Source organism: Pseudomonas guariconensis (assembly GCF_024127895.1).
In the GTDB taxonomy this organism is placed as follows: Bacteria; Pseudomonadota; Gammaproteobacteria; order Pseudomonadales; family Pseudomonadaceae; genus Aquipseudomonas; species Aquipseudomonas guariconensis_B.
In genome coordinates, this window is record NZ_JAMYBK010000043.1 from 1 (window position 1) to 18,525 (window position 18,525).

The following is an 18,525-nucleotide window of genomic DNA, read 5'->3' on the forward strand; positions in this document are numbered from 1 at the left end:
CGGCGAGATCGACGGCATGAACCAGTCGGTGGCCACCGCCACCGAGGAGCAGAGCGCGGTGGTCGAGAGCCTGAACCTGGACATCACCCAGATCAACACCCTCAACCAGCAAGGGGTGGAGAACCTCAACGAGACCCTGCGTCACTGCGATGCCCTGAGCCAGCAGGCCGGGCGGTTGAAGCAGTTGGTGGGGAGCTTCAGGATCTGAGGGGAAGGCCGCAGTGGGGCGCAAAGCGCCCCCGATTGGAGACTCACATCATTTTATGATCGCCCAGAGGATCCCTTGCCCCACCTTCAGGCCACCGCCACCTTCCTGCCCTTGCCCCGCCGCAACCACCCCAGCAACACCGCTGCCATCAGCACGAAGCCCAGGTAGCCGAAGAACGGATACACCTCCCCGACCAGGCTGATGAACCCCACCAGGCTGCAAGCGAACGCCACCACCCCGGTCACCACCGAGCCCCAGCGAAACTGCGTCGTCCCCGCCGGCAGCAACCGTGACAGGAAGGAAAACAACGTCCCCACCGCCGTGTTGACGATCATCCCGAAGATGATCAGGCACATCACCAGCCCCAGCAGCGGCGAAACCTCGCTGGCGATCGACAGCATCGGCATGGGCAGCTCGGCGACGCTGTCCAGGCGCGACAGCAACCCCGCGCTCATCACCAGCATCAGCCCGCCCAACGCCGCGCCACCGAGCAAGCCGCCCCATATCGCCGTCCTCTCGCCCTTGGCCGAACCACCGAGGATGGCCAGGATCGGCGCACCCGCGACGATGTTGTAGGACACATAGAGGAACGCCCCCAGCAGCCAGTGACGGGCGCCCGCCTGCTGCTGGCTGGCCAGCCGGTCGAGCTCGGCGAAGCTCTGCCCACGGGAAAACATCGCGTACAGGGCGATCGCCGAGGCGATCAGGATCAGCAACGGCGTGATGGCGCCGATGGCGACGATCACCTTCTGTACATCCAGGCACACGATGCCCACCACCAGCAGGGTCACCAGCACGCTGCCAGCCAGAGCCGGCACGCCGAACTGCTGCTCCAGCAAGGCGCCACCACCCGCCAGCATGACCACGGTGACGGCGAACATGAAGAAGGTGATGAGCCAGTCGACGAACCAGCCCAGGTGACGGCCGCAGATGGCCTGGATGACGTCCTTGTGCGAGGTGGCTTGCTGGCGATTGCCCAACCCCGCCAGGGCCATGCCCAGGAAGGTGAACAACGCGGCGCTGACCAGCGCACCGACCAACCCCCAGACACCAAAGTCGACGAAGAACAGCAACAGTTCCCGCCCGGACGCGAAGCCCGCCCCCACGATCACGCCGATGAAGGCACCGGCGATCTTCAGCTGCTCTTGCATGTGAACCTCTGGCTCTATTGTTGTTGTGTTTCAGGGAAGGCCACGACGGCCCGGCATTCGATTCACGCCTGCCCGACGAACGCCTGCACTTCGATCTCCACGTCGACGCCGAGCGCCAGCGCCGACGCCACGGTGGAGCGCACCGGCAGGGCCTCGCCGAAGAACGTCGTGTAGACCTCGTTGAAACCCGCGAAATGAGCCATGTCCGACAACCACACGGTGACCTTGACCACCTGGTCGAAACGCGCCCCGCACGCCGCCAGGCTCTCGCCGATACGCTCGCAGGCCGCACGGGTCTGGGCCTGGATGTCGCCACGCACCACTTCGCCCGTCGCGCTCATCGGCACCTGGCCGGACAGGAACAGAAAGCCACCGGCCTTCACCGCACGGGAGAACGGAAACGGCAGGCTGCTGGGAAAACGCTGGATATCATCGCTCATGGAAAGCTCCTTTCAGGGTTGTGGGAAACGGGCCGGCGACAGCTGCTCTGGCGACACGCCCTGGGCCAGCAAGCTCGGACAGAGGGGCTGGCCGAGCAGCAGGTCGGCGGCCAGGCGGGAGGCACCGGCGGCGGACTGGATGCCGTAGCCGCCCTGCGCCGCCAGCCAGAAGAACGCCGGCATACGCGGGTCGAAGCCGATCACCAGGTCGCCGTCGGCGACGAACGAGCGCAGCCCGGCCCAACTGTGGCTGGGACGGCGGATCTGCAGGGTGGTCATGGCCTCGATGTTGTAGATGCCCAGGGCCACGTCCAGCTCTTCTGGCGCGGCGTCCTGGGGCTCGACCGGGTCAGCGTTGGCCGGCGAGCCGAGCAACTGGCCGGCGTCCGGCTTGAAGTAGAAGCTTTCGTCCACGCCGATCACCGCCGGCCAGCGACTGAAGTCGTGCGCCGATGGGCCCGGGAAGGTGAAGGCGCTCCGCCGACAGGGCTGCAGGCCAACCTTGACCACCCCGCACTGCCCGGCCACCTGGTCGGCCCAGGCTCCGGCGGCGTTGACCAGTTGGCGAGCCTGCAACTGGCTGCCATCGGCCAGTTCCACTTGCCACAGCTCATCGAGGTAGCGGGCCTGGACCAGCTCGGCGTTGCAGCGCAGCTCGCCACCGGCCGCGCGGTAGCCACGCAGGAAGCCCTGGTGCAGGCCATGCACGTCCAGGTCCATGGCCCCCGGCTCGAGCAGCGCACCGCCGAGGACCTCGCCACGCAGGCTGGGTACCAGGGCCACGGCAGCCTCGCGGTCGAGCAGGCTGACCTCGGTGCCGTTGGCCAGGTTCTGCGCGTAGGTGGTTTCGAGAAGCTCGCGTTGCTCGGTGGTAGCGACGTACAGGCAGCCACGGGGCTCGAGCAGGGGATGCTCGCAAAAGCCCTCCGGCGGCTGCTCGTAGAAGGCACGGCTGGCACGGGTGAGGGCCTGGATCTGCGGCGTACCGTAGGCCTCCATGAACATGGCGGCCGAGCGCCCGGTGGAGTGGTAGCCCGGCTGCATCTCGCGCTCGAGTAGCAGCACCCGGCGCTGGCCGGCCAGGCGGTAGCCCAGGGAAGCACCGGCGATGCCGGCGCCGATGATCAGGGTGTCGTAGATCTGTGCCATGCACGCTCCTGTCGCGCCAATTATCATTTATGAGAATTCTAATATATGAGAATTTCGGATCGCGCAAGGGTCCAAGGTAAGATGCCCGACCAAAGCCGTACATGAGAGCCCCGATGCCCGACGACCGAACCCGCCCGCCAAACCGCCCCGGTGCCCTCCCCCTGCTCGACCGCGCCGAGGTTGGCGCGCGCCTGCGCCAGGTGCGCAAGGCGCGGCAGATGACCCTCAAGCAGTTGTCCGCGCTCAGTGGCGTGCCGGTCTCGACCCTGTCGAAGATGGAGCTGGCGCAGGTCTCGGTCAGCTACGAGAAGCTGGCCGCAGCGGCGCGTGCCCTGAACCTGGACATCGCCCAGTTGTTCCGCGCCAGCGGCCCGGCCAGCGCGCCAGCCCCGGCGACCGTGGTGGTCGATTCGCTGCCCGCGGCAGCCGGTTACTCCACCGGCACCTACGACTACCACCCGATTGCAGGGGCCTTCCCCGAACGGCGCATGACCCCCGCCTACGCCCGCATCATCGCCCGGGAGCGCGGCCAGTTCGATGACTTCATCCGCCATCCCGGCCAGGAGTTCGCCCTCGTCCTGAGCGGGCGGGTACGCATCCTGTTCGAAACGGGCGAGGCGGTGAGCATCGGGCCCCAGGAGACGGCTTACTTCGACAGCCAGGTGGGGCATATCTACCTGTCTGAGAGCGAGGATGGCGGCGATGCCCATGTCATGGTGGTGATGACCGACCGCTGATCTTGGAGGCCCGCAGTCGATATCTGGTTATAACCTAATAACGAACAAGTCTATTTCGCTATAAAAAAACCTTTATGCTGGCAGCCATCCGATCACGGGCACAGCTGGACAGTCGAGTAGCGTATGGATGTAGGTTCTTTCGGTTTCACCATTGCGGGACTGGTCGTGGGTTTCATCGTCGGCATGACCGGCGTCGGTGGCGGTTCGCTGATGACGCCGATCCTGCTCTGGTTCGGGGTCAACCCGGCCACCGCCGTGGGTACCGACCTGCTCTACGCCGCCATCACCAAGGCCAGTGGCGTCTGGGTGCATGGGCGCAACAAGAACATCGACTGGAAGATCACCGGCCTGCTGAGCCTGGGCAGCGTGCCGGCGGCAGCGCTGACGCTGTGGTTCCTCAGCACCCTGCACACCGATACCTCGGCGCTCAATGCGGTGATCAAGCAGGGCCTGGCCGTGGTGCTGATCCTCACCGCGCTGGCGATCCTGTTCAAGTCGCGCCTGCAGGCCTTCGCCAATCGCCACGCCGGCGACCACTACCACCTCAGCGACCGCACCCTGAACATCCTCACCGTGCTCACCGGGGTGGTGCTGGGCGTCATGGTCACCCTGACCTCCATCGGTGCCGGCGCGCTGGGCACGGTGGCGCTGTTCCTGCTCTACCCGTTCCTGGTCACCCGCCGCCTGGTGGGCACCGAGATCGCCCACGCCGTGCCCCTGACCCTGGTGGCCGGCCTCGGCCACGCCGGGATGGGCAACATGGACTGGGCGTTGCTCGGCTACCTGCTGCTCGGTTCGCTGCCCGGCATCTACCTGGGCAGCCACCTCACCGGGCGTATCTCCGACCACCTGCTGCGGCCTTGCCTGGCCGGGATGCTGTTGATGATCGGCTACAAGCTGGCGTTCTAACGCGCCCGCTGCCCTTACCTGGCCGCCTGTTGCAGGTAGTCGGTCAGGAAGTACTGGGCATTGCCCTGCTCGGAGAGTGAAGGGTCGTAGCGCAGGGATGTCTCTTGCGCCTCGCCCGGCAGGTAGAGGTTGGCCCAGTCGCCACGAACGATCAGGGCAACGTACTTCTTGCCGTCGACCTCGGTGGAGTAACGCGTATCCCGCTCGGACTTCTCGACGTTCATCTTCTGGATGCGCATCTGCCAGTCATGGTCGATGCCATCGACCTGTACCAGCGCCTGGTTCGCCGAGCGCTCACCGATGCGCAGGGTCCAGACCTTGATCCCCTGCTCGCCGCTGTAGGCGACCACCTTGTCGGCCACCGGTGGGCGCTCGGGCTCGGCGGCCAGCAACGGCGTGGTGATGAAAAGGCCCAGTGCCAGGGCCAGCCAGTTCCGTCTTGTCGTGAGCATCATGCTGCTTTCCTGTATTGCCTGTGAAAGAGCCTCCAGCCGGAGACGCAAAGATGATTGCAAAGGGCCGCACAAGTTCAAACGTGGCGGCGGGTTTTTTCTGCACGTTGTGACGCGCGTCAGGCCAGGCGCAACCGCCAACGCCCCACGCGGCTGAGTGGCAGGCGCGACAGCGGCAATACATCGATGCGCTGGAAAGCCTCCAGCGGACAGCCGAGCACATGGACCATCGCCGCACGGATGACGAAGGGGTGGGTCACTGCCAGCCAGTCGCCCGGTGGGTCGAACCCCTCCAGCCAGGCGCCGACCCGTTGGCACAAGGCGGCGATCGATTCGCCGCCGTGGGGCGCACTGTGCGGGTCGTCCAGCCATTGGGCCAGGGCCTGCGGCTGCTCGGCCTGCAGGTGCTTGAGCGCCTGGCCTTGCCAGCGCCCCAGGTCGCAATCGGCCAGGGCTGGCTCGATACCCACGCACGTTCCCAGGCAGGCCGCCGTCTCCAGTGCCCGACGCTCCGGTGCGCTCAGCAGCTGGGTACCTGGCGCGGCCGGCGAAGGCCGCTCCGAGCCTGGCGACAGGGCATCGTCGATACCGTGGAAATACCCGGTCTTGAGGGCATGGGTCGGAGCGTGGCAGATCAAGGCAAGGTGGACAGCTTTCACGGGGGGCTCTTCGTGGGCGATGTTCAGGCATCCGGTTTAGCATGCCAGCGATTTTTTTACCGCAACGAAACACAGGAGAATACCAGCCCCCACACCGGCACCAGCATCACCAGCCCCACCGCCACCCGCGGCCAGTACGGCAGCACCATCACCAGCACCATCCCCGCCAGCGACATCGCCCCGAACCAGGCCACCGGTCCCATGGCCCAGCCCCAGGCCCCGGCGCACAGCAACAGGCTGCCCAGCAGCGACGACCAGCCCAACCCGCGCAGGGCCAGGCGCAGCCCACGCGGGCATGGCCTGTGCCAAACCTGCTTGTAGTGCCGCTCCAACCCCTGGCACAGCCCCAGCATGCCGGCATAGGCGAACAGCAATCCCCCCATGACCATCGTCATCATCCTGCCACCTCCATCCGCCGAGCGGGCGTCCGGGCCTTCACCGGCACCGAACGGGCCACCCGCCAGGCCGCCAGGGCCAGACCCACGCCCAGCACCAACCCGGTAACCTCCACACCCAGGCGCAGGCTGTCTGCCGTGCCGGTAACCATGCCCAGCGCCCCCAGGCCACCACACAGCAGCGCCACGAGCCCCAATTGCTCGACCCAGGCGCGCTTGGCCGGCCGCGACCCAGCATGCAACAAGGCCAGCAACCAGGCCCCGAAGAACACCCGCACCTCCCACGCTTCACGCCCGGCCAGCTCCGCAGGCAGCAGGCGGCTGGCCCACAGCAGCGCGACACAGGCCAGCAGCAAGCCGGCGATGAAACCGACGTTGCACACCTCGGCCAGGCGATACCAGCGTCGCGCCGATGCCTCGGCCGTGACCGTGGCGTACTTGCGCCCGCGTTTGACGCAGAACAGCACCAAACCACTGGCGATCATCGCGCAACTGACCAGGCCACAGACGAAGTACAGCCAACGCATGGGGTAGCCACCGAACTGGGCGAAGTGCAGGCCGACCATCACCCGTTGGGTCAATGGCGCCGGGCGCAGCTCGGGCACATCGCTGAGCAGCTTGCCGCTGACGCCGTCGAAGACCATCGCCTGGCCCTTGGTCAAGGCGATACGGTTGCCCAGCTGCGGCCGGATCTCGATGCGTGCCCCAGCCGTATTGGGGTTGCGGATATTCAGGCCACCGATCGGCCCCAGCCGTGCCTCGGCCTGGGCCAGCAGCGGCGCGATGTCGACCAGTTCGCCCGGCACCTTGGCCAGGCGCCGTGGCTGTTCCAGGCGGGTATTGCCCTGGGCCTGGAAGTACGCCCGGGTATCACCGTCGAACAGGGCATCCACGCCTGCGGGAATGTAGATCAGCATGAAGATCACCAACCCCGTGTAGGTGATCATCAGGTGGAACGGCAGCAACAGCACGGCACTGGCATTGTGGAAATCCAGCCAGGAGCGCTGCCCCTTGTCCGGGCGGAAGGTGAAGAACTCCTTGAAGATCTTCTTGTGGATCACGATACCGGTCACCAGCGCCGCCAGCATCACCAGGGCCAGCGCTCCGACCACGAAGATGCCCCAGTTGCGCGGCAGGTCGAGGGTGAAATGGAAGCGGAAGAAGAAATTACCGCCAACGCTGTCGCGCACCGCCAACGGCTCGCCGGTCTGCGGATCGAGTTGCACGCCACCGCCATGGCGGCGTTCGCCGGTGGACACGCGCAGCCCCGGGGCGCGTTCGCTGGGCAGGCTGATGCCCCAGTTGTTGGCATCCGCTTCGTGGGCTTGCAGGTAGGCGATGGCACGCCGCGCGGCATCGGCCTGGGAGACGTCGGTGGCCGGGATCTCCGGCTGCATCCAGTGGTTGAGCTCCTTGTCGAACACCGCCAGGGTGCCGGTGACGAAGATGGCGAACAGCAGCCAGCCGAAGATCAGCCCGGCCCAGGTATGCAGCCAGGCCATCGATTGGGTGAAGGTGTTCTTCATGGCAACCACCCCATCGCCTGCGGCCAGAAGCCCAGCAGCGCCAGCGGTACGGAAATGGCCAAGGGCATCCAGGCATGCAGGGCGTCACGGCTGGCGAACGCCCAGAGGATCGCGGCGGTGTAGAAAACGAACGCCGGCAGCGTGGCGACGATCACCGCGTCGCCAGGTGCCAGTGGCAGCACGCGGGCCAGGCAGGTGGTGGCGGCGTAGCTGAAGGCGTAGCCGCCAAGCAGTGCGGCGGCGCTGCGGGAGAAGATGGCCAGCCAGGTGGGGAGAGTGCTCATCGGTTGCTCCTTGAGGGGCATTCGGGGCCGCTTCGCGTCGGCTCGGCACACCGACAAGCCCGCGCCCACAGATTCGGCGCCGATCTCAAGATCGGCGCGGTCCATGTGGGCGCGGGCTTGTCGGGGCGCGAAGCGGTTCCAACGATCAGAACGAGATGTTCAACGAAGCGAACACCGCACGCCCCGGCTGGTTGTAGGTATTGGCGCCCGAGCTGCTGGCATTGCCGCCACGGTAGATCTGCTTGTCGAAGACGTTGTTCACCCCTACCCGCACGTCATAGTTGGCGTTGAACCTGTACCCGGCGCTGACATCCACCAGGCCATAGGCCTCCACGTCCTGCTGGGCCTCTTGGTCATAGTCCTGCTGGGTGCGGTAGTTGTAGGTCGGCGACTTCTGCTTGCCGAAGTAGGTGCCCGCCAGCTGGAACGACAGCTTGTCGGTGGCACGCCAGTCGAGGGTGGTGTTGACCGTGTACTCGGGGATCACCGACAGCGGCTCGCCAGTCTCGCGGTTGTCGTTGTCGAGCATCCAGGTCAGGTTGGTGTTCCAGTCCAGGGTCGGGCTCAGCTCGATGAAGAAGTTGCCCTCGATACCTTCCACCCGTGCCTTGCCGGCGTTCTCCCACTGGGTCACGCGGCGGCCGCTGTTGATGGTGTAGACCACGTCGGTACCGCCGATGATCTTGTTCTTGTAGTCATTGCGGAAGTAGGTCGCGCTGGTACGCCAGGTGCCACGGTCATACAGCAGGCCGATTTCCTTGTTGACGCTGATTTCCGGATCGAGGTCGGCATTACCCTGCAAGTAACAGCCCCCGGAGTTGGTCTGTTGCACGCTGCAGCCGTTGCCACGGCTGTAGAGCAGGTAGTTGGGGTTGTACTGGTACAGGTTCGGCGTCTTGTAGGCCCGGGCGATGCCGCCCTTGACGGTCAGATCGTCGGTGAGCTTGTGCGACAGGTTCAGGCTCGGGCTGAGGTTGTCGCCGAATTCCTCGTGATGATCCAGGCGCAAGCCAGGGGTGACGGTGGTGTCGCCGATGACGATGTTGTCCTCGACGAACAGCGCATAGCTCTTGGCCGACATCTTCGAGTCGCTGCGATCGAAACCGGCGATCACGTCGCTGCCGGAGCCGCTCGGGTCGAAGCTCTGCGGGCGGAACGACCCCTGGTCGTTGAGGGTTTCATAGAGGTACTCGCCACCCAGGGTCAGCACGTGCTCGGTGCTGCCCATCGCGAACGGCAGGCTCGCTTCGCTGGTCAGGCGGGTGTTGCGCAGCCGCGACATCGCCGCGCCAGAGTCGTTGATCGACCCTTCCGGGCCCCCTGCCAGGCCTTCGTTGAGGCGCCAGTTGCGCACGTACTCGTAGGCCAGCACGGTCTTGCTGGTACCCCAGGTGAAGTCGCCCAGGTGGGTCAGGTCGTAGGTGTTGCGCTGCATGACGTTGGTCTCGTGGCCATACAGGCTGGAGATCAGGTCGATGTTGCCACCGCCGTTGCTGTTCATGGTGTCGCCGGCGTAGATATTGCCCTGGCGGCTATAGCCGGCGCTGAGCTCGAGGCGATGCTCGTCGTTGAGCCTCCAGCTCAGCAGGCCATTGATGTCCTTGTTGCGCACGCCCTCGCGCCCGGCCACCAGGGCACTGTTGGCGTGCTTGGCGTTGATGTCCAGGTCGTCGGCGTCGGTCTTGGCCAGGCCACCGTAGAGGCGAAAGCCCAGGTCGTCGGTCAGCCCGCCGCTGACGTTGAAGTTGGCGCGCTGGCTGGCGCCTTCGGCACTGTCTTCGGGCAACTGGGTGTACAGGTTGAGGTTGCCCTTGAGCTCGTCGGTCGGGCGCTTGGTGATGATGTTCACCACCCCGCCCATGGCACCGGAACCATAACGCGCCGCGGCTGGGCCACGGAGGATCTCGATGCGCTCGACCGCCTCGGCCGGCACCCAGTTGGTCTCGCCGCGGGTGTCGCGGTCGCCGTTCCAGCCGTAGCGCACGGCATTGCGGGCGTTGGACGGCTTGCCGTCGATGAGGATCAGGGTGTTCTCCGGGCCCATGCCGCGCAGGTCGATCTGGCGGTTGTTGCCACGCGCGCCGCTGGCGCTGTTGCCGGTCAGGTTGACCCCTGGTTCGCGACGGATGATGTCGGACAGGTCGTTGGCCGGGGGGCGGCGCTTGATGTCCTCTTCGGTGATGATCGACGAGCCCAGTGCCTGGCGTGCCTCACGCTCGGCCGTGACCAGGGTGTTCTGGATCACCAGCGCGTTGCTGTCGACCGGCACCTCCAGCACCTCGCCGGACGGGTTCTCCTCGGCCTGTGCCGCCGTGGCCAGCATGGCCGGCGACGCCAATGCGACGAAGGCCAGGGCCAGGCTGTTGGGGGAGGTTCTGGATTGCATCGACACATCTCCTGCAGTTCATGAGCGAAAAGGCGCGACCGCCTGGAAGACAGCGCACACAGAGCCACTGGCCTCACGAACGTTGCGTGGGGCCCTCAGGGATGGCGAATATAATAATTCTCAAATGTGTTTGTATCTTATTTACGAAATTTACAGATTGCGGGGGGAACTTTCATGCCAGTCGTTTGTGAGCACGCATCGGATTTGGCACTGCCGTGCGCTGGGTTGGCCCCCAGCCCCCACATCGACGATGCGGGCTTCAAGAATGGGAACAGGGGCGACGCACGCCATCCGGCGCCGTTCGCACCCTGCTCCACATGGCGGCCGCACGGCCGGATGTGTTTCGAGAGGTATTGCAGGGAAGGTGACATCCCTGTCCTTGGCGACACCCCGGGTGTCGCCGGGATTCTTGGGCAAACACCTTCGAAGTGCGAGTCCAGAACCGCTACGCCGGCGCCTTCGCTACCTCGATCGCCTCCCGAACCAGCGGGTCCAACCCCTCCCCCGGGTTGGCCTGCAACCACGCCTCCAGTTGCCGACGCATGGCTGGCGTCCAGAAGTTCTGCAGGTGCTGCCTCACCCCCTGCACCGCCAGCGCCCGGTCGGGCTCGCTGGCGAAGTAGTGGGCGATCTGGTTGGCCATCTTGACCAGGTTCTCGCTGCTCATCGGCGCACCTCGGCTTTCTCGGACTTCTCGGCCTGGCGACGCTCCTTGAGCAAGCGCCGTTGTTCATCGCTGAACGCCTGGTAGCGCTTCTGCCACTCCGATGGCTGGAACACCCGCACCACCTCTACGGCCGTGACCTTGTACTCGGGGCAGTTGGTGGCCCAGTCGGAGTTGTCGGTGGTGATCACGTTGGCGCCCGACTCAGGGAAGTGGAAGGTGGTGTACACCACCCCCGGCGCTACCCGACCGCTGACCTTGGCGCGCAACACCGTCTGCCCGGCGCGGCTGCCCACGCCGACCCAGTCTCCGTCCTTGATGCCGCGGCTCTCGGCGTCGGTCGGGTGGATTTCCAGACGGTCCTGGGCGTGCCAGGCGACATTGCCGGTGCGTCGGGTCTGGGCGCCGACGTTGTACTGGCTGAGGATACGCCCGGTGGTCAGCAGCAACGGATAGCGGCTGTTGGCCTTCTCGTCGGTCGGCACGTAGCCGGTCAGCATGAAGCGCCCCTTGCCGCGCACGAACTGGTCGATGTGCATGGTCGGGGTACCCTGCGGCGCGGCATCGTTGCACGGCCATTGCAGGCTGCCGTGGCGGTCGAGCTGCGCGTAGCTGACCCGCTGGAAGGTCGGGGTCAGGCGGGCGATCTCGTCCATGATCTCGGAGGGATGGCGGTAGTCCATGCGGTAGCCCAGGGCATTGGACAGGGCCACGGTGGCTTCCCAGTCGGCCTTGCCGGCCAGCGGCTCCATGACCTTGCGCACCCGCGAGATGCGCCGCTCGGCGTTGGTGAAGGTGCCGTCCTTCTCCAGGAACGAACTGCCCGGCAGGAACACATGGGCGAACTTGGCCGTCTCGTTGAGGAAGATGTCCTGCACCACCACGCACTCCATGGCCATCAGGGCCGCGGTGACGTGCTGGGTGTTGGGGTCGCTCTGGGCGATATCCTCGCCCTGGCAGTAGAGGGCCTTGAAGCTGCCATCCAGGGCCGCCTCGAACATGTTGGGGATGCGCAGGCCCGGGTCAGGCTGCAAGGTGACGCCCCAGGCCTGCTCGAACTCGCTGCGCACCCCCTCGTTGGAGATGTGCCGGTAGCCTGGCAGCTCATGGGGGAACGAGCCCATGTCGCAAGAGCCCTGGACATTGTTCTGCCCACGCAGGGGGTTCACCCCTACCCCTTCGCGACCGATGTTGCCGGTGGCCATGGCCAGGTTGGCGATGCCCATCACCGCGGTGCTGCCCTGGCTGTGCTCGGTGACGCCCAGGCCGTAGTAGATCGCCGCGTTGCCGCCGGTGGCATACAGCCGGGCAGCGGCGCGGATCTGCTCGGCGGGCACGCCGCACACCGGCCCCAGCACCTCGGGGGCGTTTTCCGCGAGGCTGACGAAATCGCGCCAGCGGGCAAAATCCTCCGCCTCGCAGCGGGCGTCGACGAAGGCCTGGTCGAGCAGTCCCTCGGTGACGATCACATGGGCCAGGGCATTGAGCATGGCCACGTTGGTGCCAGGGCGCAGTTGCAGGTGCAGTTCGGCGCGGGCATGGGGCGAGTCCACCAGGTCGATGCGCCGTGGGTCGATGACGATCAGCCGCGCGCCCTCGCGCAGGCGGCGCTTGAGTTGCGAGCCGAACACCGGGTGGGCGTCGGTGGGGTTGGCGCCGATCACCAGGATGACGTCGGCCTGCATCACCGAGTCGAAGCTCTGGGTGCCGGCCGACTCGCCCAGGGTCTGCTTGAGGCCGTAGCCGGTCGGCGAATGGCAGACCCGCGCACAGGTGTCGACGTTGTTGTTGCCGAAAGCGGCGCGCACCAGCTTCTGCACCAGGTAGGCCTCCTCGTTGGTGCAACGGCTGGAGGTGATACCGCCGATGGAGTCGCGCCCATGCTTGAGCTGGATACGGCGAAACTCGCTGGCGGCGTAGGTGAGCGCCTCGTCCCAGCTGACTTCCTGCCACGGATCGTCGATGTGCTTGCGGATCATCGGCTTGGTGATGCGGTCCGGATGGGTGGCATAGCCCCAGGCGAAACGGCCCTTGACACAGGCGTGGCCGTGGTTGGCGCCACCGCTCTTGTCCGGGACCATGCGTACCAGCTGGTCGCCCTTCATCTCGGCGCGGAACGAACAGCCCACGCCGCAATAGGCGCAGGTGGTGATGACGGCACGCTCGGGCTGGCCGAGCTGGACCAGGCTTTTCTCGCTCAGGGTGGCGGTCGGGCAGGCTTGCACGCAGGCGCCGCAGGAGACGCATTCGGAGGTGAGGAAGTTGTCCCCGCCGGCGGCGGCCACCCGCGACTCGAAACCGCGCCCGGTGATGGTCAGGGCGAAGGTGCCCTGGATGTCTTCGCAGGCACGCACGCAGCGGCTGCAGACGATGCACTTGCTCGGCTCGTAGTCGAAGTACGGGTTGGAGACGTCCTTCTGCTCGGCCAGGTGGTTGGCACCGTCGTAGCCGTAGCGCACCTCGCGCAGGCCGACCTGGCCGGCCACGGTCTGCAGCTCGCAGTTGCCGTTGGCCGAGCAGGTCAGGCAGTCCAGCGGGTGGTCGGAGATGTACAGCTCCATGACGTTGCGCCGCAGGTCGGCCAGGCGCGACGTCTGGGTACGCACCACCATGCCTTCGCTGACCGGTGTGGTGCACGAGGCTGGATAGCCGCGCATGCCCTCGATCTCCACCATGCACAGGCGGCAGGAGCCAAAGGCCTCCAGACTGTCGGTGGCGCACAACTTGGGAATGCTGGTGCCGAGCAGTGCCGCGGCACGCATCACCGAGGTGCCGGCAGGCACGCTGATGGAGCGGCCATCGATGACCAGGCTGACCTGCACGTCGCTGTCGCGGGCCGGCGTGCCCAGGTCGATGTCGTTGGCGGGGTCGAAGAAATTGATCACTGCGCGGCCTCCGTGGTGGTCAGACCGAAGTCGGCGGGGAAATACTTGAGGGCACTGGCCACGGGATAGGCGGTCATGCCGCCCATGGCGCAGAGCGAGCCGTACTGCATGGTGTCGCACAGGTCGCGCAGCAGCAGGGCCTGGTCGTGGCGTTCGCCGAGGTCGCTGCTGGCGATCAGCCGGTCCACCACCTCCATGCCACGGGTCGAGCCGATCCGGCACGGCGTGCACTTGCCGCAGGATTCTTCGGCACAGAACTGCAGGGCGAAGCGCGCCATGCTGGCCATGTTCAGGGTATCGTCGGCCACCACCACGCCACCGTGGCCCAGCATCGCGCCCATGGCAGCGAAGGCCTCGTAGTCCAGCGGGGTGTCGAAATGGCTGGGGGGCACCCAGGCGCCCAAGGGGCCGCCAACCTGCGCCGCCTTCAACGGCCGACCGCTGGCGGTGCCGCCGCCATAGTCCTCGACCAGCTCGCGCAGGCTCAGGCCGAAGGCACGCTCCACCAGGCCACCCCGGCGAATGTTGCCGGCCAGCTGGAACGGCATGGTGCCCAGCGAGCGGCCCATGCCGAAGTCGCGATAGAACGCCGCGCCCCTGGCCAGGATCACCGGCACCGAGGCCAGGGTGAGCACGTTGTGCACCAGGGTCGGTCGGCCGAACAGCCCCTCCAGGGCCGGGAGCGGTGGCTTGGCGCGGACGATGCCGCGCTTGCCTTCGAGGGATTCGAGCAGCGCGGTTTCCTCGCCACAGATGTAGGCGCCGGCACCGACCCGCACCTCCAGGTCGAAGGCCCGGCCACTGCCGGCGACGTCCTCGCCCAGGTAGCCTGCCTCACGGGCGATGGCGCAGGCCGCGTCCAGCACACGAATCGCGTCCGGGTACTCCGAGCGCACGTAGATGTAGCCCTTGTCGGCCCCCACGGCGAGGCCGGCGATGGCCATGCCCTCGATCAGCAGGAAGGGGTCGCCCTCCATCAGCATGCGGTCGGCGAAGGTGCCCGAGTCACCCTCGTCGGCGTTGCACACCACGTACTTCTGCCCTGCCCCAGCCTCGCGCACGGTACGCCACTTGATGCCGGCGGGGAATGCCGCGCCGCCACGGCCACGCAGGCCGGAGTCGAGCACGGCGGCAACCACGTCCGCCCCCTCGAGCGCCACGGCACGGGCCAGCCCTTCGAACCCGTCATGGGCACGGTAGTCCTCCAGCGACAACGGCCGGGTGATACCGGCACGGGCGAACAGCAGACGCTGCTGGGACTTGAGGTAGGGGATGTCCTCCACCGGCCCCAGGGCCAGGGAATGGCCACCTGCTTCGCCCATCAGGGCATCCAGCAGGCTGGGCACGTCTTCAGGCGTGACCGGCCCGAAGCCCATGCGCCCAGTGGCGCCCTCGAGCTCCAGCAAAGGTTCCAGCCAGTACAGCCCTCGGGAACTGGTGCGCTGGATATCCAACGCCACTTGCCGGCGCCCGGCCTCGTCGGCCAGCGCCTCGGCGACCTGGTCGGCGCCCACGGCGCGGGCCACCGAGTCACAGGGGATGAAGAGCTTCAGCATTCTTCGTCCTCCAGGCAGCCGTTGACCAGGGCACGCAGGCGCTCGGGGGTGAGGCGGGCATGCAGCCGGCCGTCCAGTTCCAGGGCCGGCGAGCAGGCGCAGGCGCCCAGGCAGTACACCGGTCGCAGGCTGATGGCGCCATCGGCGCTGGTGCCGTGGTCATCCAGCGCCAACTGCTCGCGCAACTGTGCAGCCAGGGCCTCGGCGCCCCGGCTCTGGCAGGATTCGGCCCGGCACAGGCGCAGGGTGTGGCGCGCCGGCGGTGTGGTACGGAAATCGTGGTAGAAACTGATCACCCCGCGCACCTCGGCCTGGCTGAGGTTGAGGGCATGGGCGATCTCGGGGACGGCGGCATCCGGCACGAAGCCTGCGCCGTCCTGGATGGCGTGGAGGATTGGCAACAGGGCGCCGGGCATGGCCTTGTGGCGTTCCAGCGCGTCCTGGATCAATGGCAGGTGAAGCGTCTCATCAGGCATACAGCGGACCTCGGCATCACGGACAAGGCTGCCGCGGCGGGCAGGCGTCCGGCGTGTTCTGCTGTGGCGCACCGGTCACGTCACGGTCACGTGGTATACGGGCGCCCTCCTTGCCCATGGCCGTGCGTCTGCGCGCACTGGTTCCCCTGGGCATCCTGCAAGCATGGCACTCCTGGCGCCGGCAGGTTGCACCCAAACGACCAGGCGCATCCTGAAACCGACCAGGGGTCCGCCCAGGATGCCGTGGCGGCCGCCGTACTCACTTCAACGGCAGGGCCTGGAACTGTTCCCGCAGGGTATGGAACGGCGCCACCAGGCGGATGGGGGTGCCGTTGATGTGGGTGAGCGCCCCGCTATGGGCGGCCGAGTACAGGGCTTTCAGGTCGTTCCTGTCGTCCTCGGTCAGTTGGCTGTCAGGGCCGTAGTTCATGATCGAGACCGGTTTCTGCGAGCCGAATGGAATGCTGGGGAAATCCGCCTCCTGCTGGGGCGCGAACCAGTGCCGGAGGCCGAACACATGGCCCAGCTCGTGGGCGATGGTCTCGACCTGCTCGGCCTCGTCCTGCTTGAACAGCGTCGGGTAGATCACCAGGTCGTGCCGCCCGGGGTCGGGAAAGAAGGCACTCGCCAATACGCAGGCTCCTGCCCCGTCGCAGCGTTCGACCTGCTGGACGACGATCTGGAAATCCCAGGCGTCGTCATCCCTGGCGAAGGCGATCGGCACGGCGTCGCCCCAAGCCCGTAGGGCCTGGCAGAAAAGCTGCTCGATCCTGGCCTTGGCGGCGTCGGGCGCAGCGAAGCGCGCCAGCGATTGCTCCTGGAAGCGCCACCTGAGGATGGTGTCTTCGCGCCAGAGCGGAATGAAGCCCTGGGTGGCGTCCAGCTGCAGTTCGGCAACGTTGCGCACATGGCCGCGGGATTCGGTGGCACAGATGATGTTCTGCTTATGTCCATACACGTGCACTTTCGGATCCAGACCTTCCTCTGGCCCGCCGCTCGGCTTGAGGCGGAACGGGTCGACGGACGCCTGTGCCGGGTGGTTGTCGGTTTTCTTCCTGGGGGTTCGAGCCGCCATTGCGTTCTCCTTGCATGGGGGATGATTGCACGAAAAGCTAGCTGACCCTGGGCCGCCTGCAAGCCCAGGGCTGTCAGTCGCCCCAGGCCCGCGCACGCCTCGATCGCCTACACGGCCAGCCGCGCCAAGCGTTGCAGGGCGAGGATCACCCCCGGATCGCGCGCCTCGAGGACATCCGCCTGGATCCGCGCGATCACCGACTTGAGCAGCTCGGTCTGGGTCATCCGGGTTTGCTGCTGCAGCGCCAGGAAATCCTCGGCCACGTGGGGGTTGACCTTCATCGACAGGCGGCGGGTCGCCCCCGAAGGCGGCAGGCCGCGCTGACGCCGCTGCTCGTCCAGCGAGCGGGCGAACGCCTCGTGGGCCGGCAGCAGTTGCTCGCCCTGGCTGGCCTGCACCAGCAACTGGAAGTAATGGCCGAGGAACAGCTTGCGCAGGTTGGCCCCGGCTTCGCAGCTGACCGCGTGCATGGCCGCGTCGAGGGCATCGAGGTAGACCGCCGGCAACCGCGCCTCGATGGACTTGAGTTGTTGCTTGCGCGCCTCGCGGATGGCCGGCGTGGACTGCGGCGGAATGGCGACTACCGTATCGCAGTGCGTGCACACGCCGACCAGGATGTCCCGCGCCTGGCCCTGGCCATCGCTGAATGGCACGTCGCGACGCACGTAGCGGGTCTGCACCACGGCCTGGCAATGCTCGCAGAGCGCCTTGCCGCTATCGCCTTCGAAAAGGATCTTCATGATCTGGGGTCTCACCGATGTACGCTGATGAACCAGGCTCCTGGCTCGATGAAATAGAACTTGATGTACCAGCCGTGCCGCCTGAGCACATGGACATCGATTTGCGCGACGGCGTGATGGGGGCTGCAGGCGTGGTGCATGCCGCTGCACGCGCGAACGATGCCGATCACCTCCTGCGCCGAAACCGCCCCTGTCGCCAGCAGGTTCTTCACCTCGATGTCGCCACGCGACACATGCAGGTAGTCACCCCTCTCAAGGGCCGCGATCAGGTCGCGCCTGGCCTTCCTGAAGCCATTCTCCATAGTCTTCCCTGTCGATACGAAAATCATCGTACAAATTCATGAGGACGTCCACCCATGTGGTGAACCTGAGCGACCGACGGTTGCCCAACCCTTCGGGAGGTAAACCGCGAACACTCTTGGTAGACTATGGCCCTGTTGTCTGCGCAGCGGCGCCCAGCAATGTAACCGCCGCTTTCGCAATCTTTCCCGATGTGTCCACCCCGACATGCGTGCGCCGCAGACATTCCCGACCGCTTTCGTTACCCGCCGTGAACCATGCCAGCAGAAACCGTGATCCCAACCACCACCACGCGCCCTGAGCCGTCCCGCCGCTTTTCCGTGGCACCGATGATGGATTGGGCCCAATCTTCCTGAATGACTTTATTTACAAGGCCTGTAGGCATCAATTTCTGGCTGCGTACCATTTTTGTACCAACCACCTAGGGATTCTCCGATCAAGTCAGCACAAGCCGCCCGACCTGTGCTGAAATAGCCCTCCGTTCAGCCCCCCAGCAAGTCTTGCCCATGAGTCAGATGAGCTTTTCCGATTTC

Annotated in this window: 18 protein-coding genes and 2 pseudogenes; 4 read left to right on the forward strand and 16 right to left on the reverse strand. The window is 66.3% G+C overall.

What is annotated here, in order from left to right:
- Positions 1-208, forward strand: a pseudogene (locus tag NJF35_RS24000) (chemotaxis protein); the annotation flags it as partial.
- Between the two features lie 86 nt (positions 209-294).
- Here NJF35_RS24000 and NJF35_RS24005 read toward each other — a convergent pair.
- The 3 genes from NJF35_RS24005 to NJF35_RS24015 all read right to left on the reverse strand — a co-directional run bounded on the left by NJF35_RS24005 (position 295) and on the right by NJF35_RS24015 (position 2,948).
- Entirely contained in the window at positions 295-1,359 is a 1,065-nt protein-coding gene (locus tag NJF35_RS24005; RefSeq protein WP_225786870.1) for a hypothetical protein, read from the reverse strand.
- Between the two features lie 62 nt (positions 1,360-1,421).
- Entirely contained in the window at positions 1,422-1,799 is a 378-nt protein-coding gene (locus NJF35_RS24010; protein ID WP_225786871.1) for a RidA family protein, read from the reverse strand.
- A 12-nt stretch (positions 1,800-1,811) separates the two neighbouring features.
- A complete protein-coding gene (locus tag NJF35_RS24015; RefSeq protein WP_225786872.1) occupies positions 1,812-2,948 on the reverse strand; it encodes an NAD(P)/FAD-dependent oxidoreductase in 1,137 nt (378 codons plus the stop codon).
- Positions 2,949-3,061: 113 nt separating this feature from the next.
- Here NJF35_RS24015 and NJF35_RS24020 point away from each other — a divergent pair, with 113 nt between their 5' ends.
- Together NJF35_RS24020 and NJF35_RS24025 are read left to right on the forward strand one after the other, a co-directional pair.
- Positions 3,062-3,685, forward strand: a complete 624-nt coding sequence (locus tag NJF35_RS24020) for a helix-turn-helix domain-containing protein (RefSeq protein ID WP_225786873.1) — start codon at positions 3,062-3,064, stop codon at positions 3,683-3,685.
- 123 nt (positions 3,686-3,808) lie between these two features.
- Positions 3,809-4,594, forward strand: a complete 786-nt coding sequence (locus NJF35_RS24025; protein WP_225786874.1) for a sulfite exporter TauE/SafE family protein — start codon at positions 3,809-3,811, stop codon at positions 4,592-4,594.
- 14 nt (positions 4,595-4,608) lie between these two features.
- Here NJF35_RS24025 and NJF35_RS24030 read toward each other — a convergent pair whose 3' ends face one another.
- From NJF35_RS24030 to NJF35_RS24055, 6 genes are all read right to left on the reverse strand, one after another.
- On the reverse strand, positions 4,609-5,049 hold the full coding sequence (locus NJF35_RS24030; protein WP_225786875.1) for a hypothetical protein: 441 nt from the start codon (positions 5,047-5,049) through the stop codon (positions 4,609-4,611).
- A 116-nt stretch (positions 5,050-5,165) separates the two neighbouring features.
- On the reverse strand, positions 5,166-5,705 hold the full coding sequence (locus tag NJF35_RS24035) for a histidine phosphatase family protein (RefSeq protein WP_253091573.1): 540 nt from the start codon (positions 5,703-5,705) through the stop codon (positions 5,166-5,168).
- A gap of 56 nt (positions 5,706-5,761) precedes the next feature.
- Positions 5,762-6,103, reverse strand: a complete 342-nt coding sequence (locus NJF35_RS24040; RefSeq protein WP_225786877.1) for a DUF3325 domain-containing protein — start codon at positions 6,101-6,103, stop codon at positions 5,762-5,764.
- Positions 6,100-7,626 carry a PepSY-associated TM helix domain-containing protein gene (locus tag NJF35_RS24045; protein ID WP_225786878.1) on the reverse strand — a complete coding sequence of 509 codons (1,527 nt, stop codon included), beginning with the start codon at positions 7,624-7,626 and terminating at the stop codon, positions 6,100-6,102. The genes NJF35_RS24040 and NJF35_RS24045 overlap by 4 nt, the downstream gene beginning before the upstream one ends.
- On the reverse strand, positions 7,623-7,910 hold the full coding sequence (locus NJF35_RS24050; protein ID WP_253091574.1) for an iron transporter: 288 nt from the start codon (positions 7,908-7,910) through the stop codon (positions 7,623-7,625). Before NJF35_RS24050 ends, NJF35_RS24045 begins: the two co-directional genes overlap by 4 nt.
- Positions 7,911-8,055: 145 nt before the next feature.
- On the reverse strand, positions 8,056-10,296 hold the full coding sequence (locus NJF35_RS24055) for a TonB-dependent siderophore receptor (RefSeq protein WP_225786880.1): 2,241 nt from the start codon (positions 10,294-10,296) through the stop codon (positions 8,056-8,058).
- A gap of 257 nt (positions 10,297-10,553) precedes the next feature.
- Between NJF35_RS24055 and NJF35_RS24750 the strand changes: the two are divergent.
- Positions 10,554-10,664, forward strand: a pseudogene (locus NJF35_RS24750) (helix-turn-helix domain-containing protein); the annotation flags it as partial.
- A gap of 77 nt (positions 10,665-10,741) precedes the next feature.
- On the opposite strand, the gene NJF35_RS24060 reads toward NJF35_RS24750, so the two are convergent.
- From NJF35_RS24060 to NJF35_RS24090, 7 genes are all read right to left on the reverse strand, one after another.
- Positions 10,742-10,963, reverse strand: coding sequence for a formate dehydrogenase subunit delta (locus tag NJF35_RS24060; protein ID WP_225786881.1), 222 nt, complete (start codon positions 10,961-10,963; stop codon positions 10,742-10,744).
- Positions 10,960-13,845 carry a formate dehydrogenase subunit alpha gene (gene fdhF / locus NJF35_RS24065; RefSeq protein WP_253081126.1) on the reverse strand — a complete coding sequence of 962 codons (2,886 nt, stop codon included), beginning with the start codon at positions 13,843-13,845 and terminating at the stop codon, positions 10,960-10,962. Before fdhF ends, NJF35_RS24060 begins: the two co-directional genes overlap by 4 nt.
- Complete coding sequence (locus NJF35_RS24070) at positions 13,842-15,401, reverse strand: formate dehydrogenase beta subunit (protein ID WP_253081127.1); 1,560 nt, start codon at positions 15,399-15,401, stop codon at positions 13,842-13,844. The genes fdhF and NJF35_RS24070 overlap by 4 nt, the downstream gene beginning before the upstream one ends.
- Positions 15,395-15,877: a formate dehydrogenase subunit gamma gene (locus NJF35_RS24075; protein WP_253081128.1), complete on the reverse strand. Its 483-nt coding sequence runs from the start codon at positions 15,875-15,877 to the stop codon at positions 15,395-15,397. Before NJF35_RS24075 ends, NJF35_RS24070 begins: the two co-directional genes overlap by 7 nt.
- A 259-nt stretch (positions 15,878-16,136) precedes the next feature.
- On the reverse strand, positions 16,137-16,952 hold the full coding sequence (locus NJF35_RS24080) for a matrixin family metalloprotease (RefSeq protein ID WP_225786885.1): 816 nt from the start codon (positions 16,950-16,952) through the stop codon (positions 16,137-16,139).
- Between the two features lie 107 nt (positions 16,953-17,059).
- Positions 17,060-17,692, reverse strand: coding sequence for a hypothetical protein (locus tag NJF35_RS24085; RefSeq protein ID WP_225786886.1), 633 nt, complete (start codon positions 17,690-17,692; stop codon positions 17,060-17,062).
- 11 nt (positions 17,693-17,703) lie between these two features.
- Positions 17,704-18,021 carry a hypothetical protein gene (locus tag NJF35_RS24090; protein ID WP_225786887.1) on the reverse strand — a complete coding sequence of 106 codons (318 nt, stop codon included), beginning with the start codon at positions 18,019-18,021 and terminating at the stop codon, positions 17,704-17,706.
- Positions 18,022-18,525 lie beyond the last annotated feature (504 nt).

Excerpts from the sequence above, each read along its gene's own strand:
- NJF35_RS24040 (WP_225786877.1), bottom strand. The coding sequence starts at position 6,103 with ATGATGACGATGGTCATGGGGGGATTGCTGTTCGCCTATGCCGGCATG.
- NJF35_RS24045 (WP_225786878.1), bottom strand. The coding sequence starts at position 7,626 with ATGAAGAACACCTTCACCCAATCGATGGCCTGGCTGCATACCTGGGCC.
- NJF35_RS24025 (WP_225786874.1), top strand. The coding sequence starts at position 3,809 with ATGGATGTAGGTTCTTTCGGTTTCACCATTGCGGGACTGGTCGTGGGT.
- NJF35_RS24020 (WP_225786873.1), top strand. The coding sequence starts at position 3,062 with ATGCCCGACGACCGAACCCGCCCGCCAAACCGCCCCGGTGCCCTCCCC.
- NJF35_RS24030 (WP_225786875.1), bottom strand. The coding sequence starts at position 5,049 with ATGATGCTCACGACAAGACGGAACTGGCTGGCCCTGGCACTGGGCCTT.
- NJF35_RS24070 (WP_253081127.1), bottom strand. The coding sequence starts at position 15,401 with ATGCTGAAGCTCTTCATCCCCTGTGACTCGGTGGCCCGCGCCGTGGGC.
- NJF35_RS24010 (WP_225786871.1), bottom strand. The coding sequence starts at position 1,799 with ATGAGCGATGATATCCAGCGTTTTCCCAGCAGCCTGCCGTTTCCGTTC.
- NJF35_RS24050 (WP_253091574.1), bottom strand. The coding sequence starts at position 7,910 with ATGAGCACTCTCCCCACCTGGCTGGCCATCTTCTCCCGCAGCGCCGCC.
- NJF35_RS24060 (WP_225786881.1), bottom strand. The coding sequence starts at position 10,963 with ATGAGCAGCGAGAACCTGGTCAAGATGGCCAACCAGATCGCCCACTAC.
- NJF35_RS24055 (WP_225786880.1), bottom strand. The coding sequence starts at position 10,296 with ATGCAATCCAGAACCTCCCCCAACAGCCTGGCCCTGGCCTTCGTCGCA.
- NJF35_RS24005 (WP_225786870.1), bottom strand. The coding sequence starts at position 1,359 with ATGCAAGAGCAGCTGAAGATCGCCGGTGCCTTCATCGGCGTGATCGTG.
- NJF35_RS24015 (WP_225786872.1), bottom strand. The coding sequence starts at position 2,948 with ATGGCACAGATCTACGACACCCTGATCATCGGCGCCGGCATCGCCGGT.
- NJF35_RS24085 (WP_225786886.1), bottom strand. The coding sequence starts at position 17,692 with ATGAAGATCCTTTTCGAAGGCGATAGCGGCAAGGCGCTCTGCGAGCAT.
- NJF35_RS24090 (WP_225786887.1), bottom strand. The coding sequence starts at position 18,021 with ATGATTTTCGTATCGACAGGGAAGACTATGGAGAATGGCTTCAGGAAG.
- NJF35_RS24075 (WP_253081128.1), bottom strand. The coding sequence starts at position 15,877 with ATGCCTGATGAGACGCTTCACCTGCCATTGATCCAGGACGCGCTGGAA.
- NJF35_RS24080 (WP_225786885.1), bottom strand. The coding sequence starts at position 16,952 with ATGGCGGCTCGAACCCCCAGGAAGAAAACCGACAACCACCCGGCACAG.